At 57.9% G+C, this 7,851-nt stretch carries 5 protein-coding genes and 1 rRNA gene; 4 read left to right on the forward strand and 2 right to left on the reverse strand.

What is annotated here, in order from left to right; translation table 11 throughout:
* Positions 1–12: 12 nt before the first annotated feature.
* Entirely contained in the window at positions 13–1,893 is a 1,881-nt protein-coding gene (locus tag HX869_RS11205; RefSeq protein ID WP_003218243.1) for a methyl-accepting chemotaxis protein, read from the reverse strand.
* Positions 1,894–2,172: 279 nt separating this feature from the next.
* Here HX869_RS11205 and HX869_RS11210 point away from each other — a divergent pair, with 279 nt between their 5' ends.
* The 4 genes from HX869_RS11210 to HX869_RS11225 all read left to right on the forward strand — a co-directional run bounded on the left by HX869_RS11210 (position 2,173) and on the right by HX869_RS11225 (position 7,498).
* Complete coding sequence (locus HX869_RS11210; protein WP_008433614.1) at positions 2,173–2,673, forward strand: sigma-70 family RNA polymerase sigma factor; 501 nt, start codon at positions 2,173–2,175, stop codon at positions 2,671–2,673.
* Entirely contained in the window at positions 2,670–3,653 is a 984-nt protein-coding gene (locus HX869_RS11215; protein ID WP_178903093.1) for a FecR domain-containing protein, read from the forward strand. The genes HX869_RS11210 and HX869_RS11215 overlap by 4 nt, the downstream gene beginning before the upstream one ends.
* A 105-nt stretch (positions 3,654–3,758) precedes the next feature.
* A complete protein-coding gene (locus HX869_RS11220) occupies positions 3,759–6,251 on the forward strand; it encodes a TonB-dependent siderophore receptor (RefSeq protein ID WP_008433611.1) in 2,493 nt (830 codons plus the stop codon).
* 71 nt (positions 6,252–6,322) lie between these two features.
* Entirely contained in the window at positions 6,323–7,498 is a 1,176-nt protein-coding gene (locus HX869_RS11225; RefSeq protein WP_178903094.1) for a PepSY domain-containing protein, read from the forward strand.
* Between the two features lie 78 nt (positions 7,499–7,576).
* On the opposite strand, the gene rrf is transcribed toward HX869_RS11225, so the two are convergent.
* A 5S ribosomal RNA gene (rrf, locus tag HX869_RS11230) occupies positions 7,577–7,692 on the reverse strand.
* Positions 7,693–7,851 lie beyond the last annotated feature (159 nt).

The raw sequence follows: 7,851 nt of genomic DNA on the forward strand, positions 1-7,851 counted from the left end.
TGTGTTCATCGATCAGATTTTGAAACTGTCGACCAACTGCTTCAGGCGGTTGGCCTGTTGAGACAAGGCGTCGCAATCCTTCAAGGTTTCGTTGAGGTTGGCCACGCCCTGCTGGTTCAGCAGGTTGATCTGGTTGATGTCGACGTTGAGGGTTTCCACCACGGCGGTCTGTTCCTCGGTGGCGGCCGCTACCGACTGGTTCATCCCGTCGATCTCGACGATCCGCTGCGTCACGCTGACCAGGCGTTCACCGGCCTGGTTGGCGACCTCGACGCTTTCTTCGCTGGAGGTCTGGCTGGCGTTCATCGTGGTCACGGCCTCACGCGAGCCAATCTGCAGCGAGGTGATCATTTTGTGGATCTCTTCTGCCGATTCCTGGGTGCGGTGCGCCAGGTTGCGTACTTCATCCGCCACCACGGCAAACCCACGACCGGCCTCACCGGCACGTGCCGCTTCAATCGCGGCGTTGAGGGCCAACAGGTTGGTTTGCTGGGAGATGCCTTTGATCACGTCCAGGATGTGGCCGATGTTGTCGGTGCTGGCGTTCAGGGTTTCAATCTGCGTGCAGGACAGGCTGATTTTTTGCGAAAGCTCCGACATCGCCAGGATGGTTTTCTCAACCACCTTGCGCCCATCATCGGCCTGCTCACTGGCACCGCTGGCGTGTTGCGAAGCATCAGCGGCGTTGCGCGCGATTTCCTGCGTGGCGGCCCCCAGTTCGTTGATCGCTGCGGCCACGCTGTTGGTGCGCGCGCTTTGTTCGTCGGAACCGATGATCGACGCGTTGGACGAGGCCATTACTCGCTGGGACAGGTCGTGCACCTGGCGCGTCGCCGAGGAAACTTCGGAAATCGACGCGTGAATACGCTCGACGAATTGGTTGAAGGCACTGCCCAAGTCACCGAACTCGTCCTTGCTTTCCACTGTCAGGCGGCGGGTCAGGTCACCCTCGCCCTGGGCGATGTCCTGCATGGCGCGGCCCATGGTGGTCAACGGGCGCATCAAGACCTGGATCAGGACGCTCAGGAACACGGCAATGGCGGCAACCGCAATGAACATGGCGATCAATGCCGAGGTACGGAACTTACCCAGCGGTGCGTAGGCTTTGTCTTTGTCGATCGACAGGCCGATGTACCAGTCGGCATTCGGCAACCCGCTGATCGGGGTGAAGGACAAAATCCGTTCCTGGCCATTCAAGACCACTTCCTGGCTGAGCTTCTCGATGCGCACGTTGGTGCCCGGGTAGATGTCCTTGAGGTTCTTCATCACCTGGTCCTGGTCCGGGCTGACGATCACCTGGCCATCACCGCTGACCAGGAATGCATGGCCGATGCCGCCGAAATCCACCGAGTTGATGATCTTCACCAGGGTTTGCAGGCTCAGGTCACCGCCGACCACGCCAAGCAGTTCGCCATTCTTTTTCACCGGCATCGCGATGGTCACGATCAGCCCGCCTACCGCGGCCATGTAGGGCGGTGTAAGCATGGTCTTGTCGGCTGCGACAGCTTGCTTGTACCAGGGACGCTGACGCGGATCGTAGCCATCGGGCATTTTGGCGTCGGGACGCTGGGTGAACACGCCGTTGGTGGAACCGACGTAGGTGAACTGGAAGTTGGAGGTAAATGCCGACTGGTCGACCAACCCCGGAAGATCGGCAGAGCTGCCTTGATGGGCCACGTTTTGCGCGAGGCTTTCCAGTACCAGCACCCGCCCGCTGAGCCAGTTCTGCACGCTGCTGGCGGTGAGTTCACCGGATTGCTGAATGGACGACTCCAGGTTTTGCCGGATGGTATTGCGCTGCAAGTAGTCGTTGTAGAACGTGAATAACGCGAAGGCCAGAACCACTACGCCTGACGCGGCCAACAGAATTTTATGACTGAACTTGAGATTCATTTCATTGACTTCTTTTTGCCAAAAGGGGGTGAGCGTGCCGGATGCAACATTCCATGTAACGGTATAGGCAGACTCTGCGACTGCTCTATTTCGGTGCACGCATGGCTCGTCAGGCTTTCGGCCAAGGCAGGATAAATCTTAGGAATTTGTGAGAAGCATCTGCTTTTAATGTCAGAAACCGACCAGTGGTAGCGCTCTAACGTCAGGAGTTGCAAAATTTTTCAGGCTTGTCGACAATGCGACTAATTATCATTTGTGACGCTTTGCCAGGCCGTGTGAATGCCCTCATCCGAGTACGCAGTACAGACGCTTTACAGCAACCATCATGGCTGGCTGAACACTTGGCTGCGCAGCCGACTGGGTAACGCAGCGGATGCGGCGGACCTGGCCCAGGACACGTTCGTGCGGCTGCTGCAAAAAACCGAACGTTTCGAACTCAAGGCCCCTCGCGCTTTCCTGCGCACTATCGCGCGGGGCCTGGTGATCGATCATTGGCGTCGCGAAGAAATCGAGCGCGCCTACCTGGAGTCCATCGCGCATTTGCCCGAAGCCTTGGCGCCGAGTGCTGAAGAACGTGCGTTGATTCTGGAATTGCTGGAGTCCATCGCCCGGCTTCTGGACGGACTCAAGCCCAAGGTACGCAAGGCGTTTCTACTGGCTCAATGCGACGGCCTGACTTACAAGCAGATTGCGCAGCAGATGGGTGTATCACTGCGTTCGGTGGAACGCTATGTCGCCGAGGCGCTTTATCACTGTTATGTGCTGCGGTATGAGGCATGACCTCGATGGATAACACCGCGCGCGCAGGAATCGACCCGCAGGTGGTCAAGCAGGCCATCAGTTGGATGCTGCGCCTGCGTAACAATCGCGCCAATGTCCGCCTGAAGGCGCAGTGCGAGCACTGGCGCGAGGCTCATCATGAACACGAGTTGGCCTGGCAACGCGTGCAGGCACTGCAGCATGAATTAAGCAGCCAGTTGGCGGCGATTCCCGGGGCCCATGTGGCGCTGGAGAACAGTGCCCAGCGCCTTGGGCGCCGGCAGGCATTGAAGGTATTGTCCGGCGTGCTGTTGATGGGTTCGGCGGCCTGGGTCAGCCGAGACCTCACCGGCTGGCAGCGTTGGACCTCTGACCTGGCTACCACCACTGGCGAACGCCGTAGCGTGCAACTACCGGATGGCACGCGCCTGCAGCTCAATACCGATAGCGCAGTGGACCTCGACTTCAACCCGCAACAACGCTTGATCACATTGGTGCGTGGGGAAATCCTGGTGACCTGCGGCGCCACGGCGACCGCCCCCCTGCTGGTTCGCACCCGCCATGGTTTGTTCGAAGGAATAGACGGGCGATTTGTGGTGCGCCAGGACAGCGATTGCACACGCCTGAGCGTCGCGTCAGGCAACGTGGCGATTCATTCACCGCATACCGCCGACGGGCTTTTTACTCAAGTGCATGCAGGAGAAAGCTACCTGGTGCGTCAGAATGCGGCCGCTCTGGCACCGCCTTCGGATATGGATACAGGGGCCTGGGCCGACGGATTGATCGTCACCCGCAACATGCGTCTTGCCGATTTCCTGGCGGAGGTGGGGCGCTATCGCCATGGTTATCTGGGCTGCTCGAGCGATATCGCAGATTTGCGCTTGTCTGGTGTTTTTCGCCTGGAGGACACCGAGAAACTATTGGCGATCCTTCCGCAGACGCTGCCTGTGCGCCTGCGCTATCGCACCCGCTGGTGGGTGAGCCTGGAGCGTCAGGCCTGATTATTTTTGGCGTGCCTGATTTATTTTTGGCGGCTTTTTTCCGTGAGTCCGGCTTAGACAGTAAGCAATTCAATCTGCCTTCAGCGACCTCTACGGATCTCGATAATGACTGTGCGTTTTTTCAGCAACTCTCCCTCTTCCTACCCTTTGCTCGGCAAAGCCGTACGCGCAGCATTGCTGTCGACCACGATGGGCATCGGCTTGCTGCCAGTGGCCGGTGTCGCGGCTGATAGCGGGGTCGAACGTATCAGCCAGCGCTATGACATCCCGGCAGGCGCGCTGAGCGATGTGCTCAATCAGTTTGCCCGTCAGGCAGGCATCACCCTTTCCAGCACGCCTGCGCAGACTCAGGGCCGACAGTCTCCCGGGCTGCACGGGGAGTACTCGGCCGAACAGGGCCTGAGCCAATTGCTCAACGGCTCAGGCTTGCAGGCGCAGGCCCAGGACGACGTGAGTTTCGTGTTGCAGGTCCAGCCCGAGAGCGAGGCGCTGACCTTGCCGACCACCGACATCAAAGGCTTCGCCCTGGGTAATGCCCTGGGCAGCATGGAAGGCTACAACGCGACCCACAGCCAGATCGCCACCAAGACCAGTACCGCGCTGCTGGAAACGTCTCAGACGGTTTCAGTGGTGACCCGCGAGCAGATGGACGACCAAGGCTCGCAAACCGTTGCCCAAGCCATGCGTTACACCCCTGGCGTGCTGACCAACCCTTATGGCGCCACTCACCGCTATGACTATGTGGCGATGCGTGGTTTCAACGACGGTTCGGTGGATAACATCTACCTGGACGGTTTGAAATCCATGGGTGACAGCGGAACCTACAGCACCATGCAGGTGGACCCGTATTTCCTCGAGCGCGTAGATATCCTCAAAGGACCGTCATCGGTGCTCTACGGGCGCAGCTCGCCGGGTGGGCTGGTGGCGTTGACCAGCAAGAAGCCATTGTTTGAGCCATACCACCAGGTCCAGGCCACGATAGGTTCCCAAGGGCAGCGAGGCATGGGTTTCGACTTCAGCGGCCCGGTGGATGACGACAAGCGCATTGCTTACCGACTGACCGGGCTTGCAGACAAGTCCGACACGCAATTCGACCATGCCAAGGAAAAACGCTACGCGCTGGCACCTACCTTGAGCATCGACTTTACCGATGACACGTCCCTCACACTCCAGGCTTACCTGCAGCATGACCCCGACGGTGGCTACCACGGAGGCATGCCGGCAGATGGCGCGCTGCATCAGCGCAACGGCCAGCGGATCTCCAATCACTTCTTCGAAGGCGAACCGGGCATTGATGGGTACAAGCGTGATCAACAGTCGTTCGGCTATCAGTTCGAGCATCGCTTCAATGATGTTTTCACGGCGCGGCAGAACTTTCGGTATCTGGACTCCAAGGTCCGGCTGGACCAGGTGTATGCCTATGGCTGGACCACGCCCACCAGTAATGAGCTGAATCGCTACTACTCAGGCGGTGACGAAAAGCTGCATGCGTTCATCATCGACAACATGCTGCAGGCTGAATTTTTTACCGGCGCGACCAAGCATACGGTGTTGATGGGGGCGGACTATCAGCGGCGCAAAACCGTCGTGGACTGGAGCAGCGGCTCTCTTGCGCCAATCAATGCGTTCAACCCGGTGTATGGCAATTCCGAGATCAGCTATTACAGCCCAACCAGTTATCTGCGCCGGCTCGAGCAGACCGGCGTTTACCTGCAAGACCTGATTGAGATGGACAAGTGGCGGTTCTCCCTCGGGCTGCGTCAGGACTGGGTTGAGACCTCCGATGAAAATCGCATTGCCGAAGCGGGACGGCCGCTGGGCACAGAGATCAGTGATAAACGTACCAAACTGACCGGCCGGGCCGGAGCGCTCTACTTGTTTGATAATGGTCTCGCGCCCTACGTCAGCTATTCCGAATCCTTCAACCCGAACTCCTATTCGGACAGTGCCGGCAATCCCCTTGCACCTACCGACGGCACCCAGTGGGAAGTCGGCTTGAAGTATCAGCCGCCGGGTACCGACAATTTGTTCACGGCCTCGCTGTTCCGCATCGACCAGGAAAACCTGGCGACCAAACTGCCGCAGGAAAACTTCTATCGCGCGGTCGGCGCTGTGCGCTCCCAGGGCCTGGAGCTGGAGGCGCATATGCAGTTGACCGACCATCTCAAATTGTTGGGCAGCTATACCTTCACCGATATCGAGTATTCGAAGTCGATGGTCAGCACGCTGAGTACTGCGGACAACGTGATCGAGAACAAGGGGAACTCGCCGACGCAGGCGCCGCGTCATATGGCGTCGGTATGGGCAGACTACAAGTTCGATAGCGGCGCACTGGATGGCCTGCGACTCGGTGGTGGTGTTCGTTATGTCGGCTACAGCTGGGCAGATGCGGAGAACACCATGAAGGTGCCCGCCTACACGCTGTTTGATGCCTCGATGGGTTATGACCTTGGCAAGGTTGGACTGAAGGGTGTGGATGTACGCCTGAATGCCAACAACCTGACGAACGAGTCGTACGTGGCGTCGTGTGCCAGTTTGAACTTCTGCTACCTGGGTGAAGAGCGCAACGTCAGTGCGACGGTGAGCTACCAGTTCTGATCCCTCTCGATTCATACAAAGCCAGTTCCTGATTCCAGGCGCTGGCTTTGTCGTCTTTGCAGGAAATTTTTATGCGCGCATTGCTGGTTTTACTTCATCGCTACATCGGGTTGGCAACGGCGTTGTTTCTGATGATGGCGGGACTCACGGGCAGCCTTCTGGCGTTTAACCATGAGTTGGATGAATGGCTCAATCCCGGCTTTTATGGAGCAACGGCCAAAGGTTCGGCATTGCCGCCAGGTGAACTGGTGGACACGTTGCAGGGGCAGCATCCCAAACTGCAAGTCTGGTACATGGAGTATCCACAAGAGGCCGGTCATACCGCGATGCTGGCGGCAGTTGCGAGAAACGATCCGGCGACGGGCAAACCCTTTGAGGAGCCCAACCAGGTCTTTTACCTGGATCCGGTCAGCGGCGAAGAAATGGGCCGGCGCGTTTGGGGGGCTTGCTGCTTTCAGCGCGAGAACTTCATTCCGTTCATTCTGGAATTTCACTACAACCTGACACTGCCGGGTAATTGGGGTTTGTGGCTGATGGGACTGGTGGCGATCGCATGGGTGTTCGATTGTTTTATCGCGCTGTGGCTGACCCTGCCGAGAGGTAAACCGTTCTGGAAGAAGTGGTCCACGGCGTGGAAGATCAAGGGCGGCCACGCTTATCGGCTGAACTTCGACCTGCATCGTGCAGGCGGGTTATGGCTTTGGCTGTTGTTGCTGCCGATTGCAGTCAGCAGCGTCGCGATGAATTTGCCGAGCCAGGTGTTCAAGCCTGCTGTCTCGCTGTTCTCATCGGTTAAGCCTAGCGTCTATGAGGCCCGTGGCAGGTTACCCGCCGAGCAATTGGGCGTGACACAACTGAGTTATCAACAGGCCTATGAGCGGGCGCTGGAGGAAGGCAAGCGGCTGGGACTGACGGCGGCGATTGGAGAGCTTTACTACAGCTTTGAGTACAACTTTTATGGGGCGGGTTTTGGACAACATGATACCGAGGCCCATGGGAAATCCTGGTTGTTTTTCCACGGGACGGATGGGCGTTTACTGGGGCAGGAAATAGCAGGGCAAGGTACGTTGGGAGAGCGCTTTTATCGGCTGCAACTGCCGATCCATGGGGGCAGGATCATCGGGGTGGCGGGTCAGGTGCTGATTGCGCTGCTGGGAGCTGTTATCGCGATGTTGTCTGCTACCGGGATCTATATATGGTGGCGCAAGTTAATGGCCAGGCGAAGCAGTAAGGCACGCAAAGGGTGAGCCGGTTCTAGTTGTTTGCCCAGCCCTTAAACGACAAAACCCCTGTCTGCGCTAGCAGACAGGGGTTTCGGAATTCAATCTTGACGATGACCTACTCTCACATGGGGAAACCCCACACTACCATCGGCGATGCATCGTTTCACTGCTGAGTTCGGGATGGGATCAGGTGGTTCCAATGCTCTATGGTCGTCAAGAAATTCTGTGTACCAGACCGTTGCGTTCGCAACGTGCCGGTGAAAATCATGGACTTCTACATAAACAAAACCCCTGACTGCATAAGCAATCAGGGGTTCTGGAATTTAATCTTGACGATGACCTACTCTCACATGGGGAAACCCCACACTACCATCGGC

This window comes from Pseudomonas sp. P7779 (assembly GCF_013386315.1).
In the GTDB taxonomy this organism is placed as follows: Bacteria; Pseudomonadota; Gammaproteobacteria; order Pseudomonadales; family Pseudomonadaceae; genus Aquipseudomonas.

Excerpts from the sequence above, each read along its gene's own strand:
- HX869_RS11205 (WP_003218243.1), bottom strand. The coding sequence starts at position 1,893 with ATGAATCTCAAGTTCAGTCATAAAATTCTGTTGGCCGCGTCAGGCGTA.
- HX869_RS11225 (WP_178903094.1), top strand. The coding sequence starts at position 6,323 with ATGCGCGCATTGCTGGTTTTACTTCATCGCTACATCGGGTTGGCAACG.
- HX869_RS11215 (WP_178903093.1), top strand. The coding sequence starts at position 2,670 with ATGACCTCGATGGATAACACCGCGCGCGCAGGAATCGACCCGCAGGTG.
- HX869_RS11210 (WP_008433614.1), top strand. The coding sequence starts at position 2,173 with ATGCCCTCATCCGAGTACGCAGTACAGACGCTTTACAGCAACCATCAT.
- HX869_RS11220 (WP_008433611.1), top strand. The coding sequence starts at position 3,759 with ATGACTGTGCGTTTTTTCAGCAACTCTCCCTCTTCCTACCCTTTGCTC.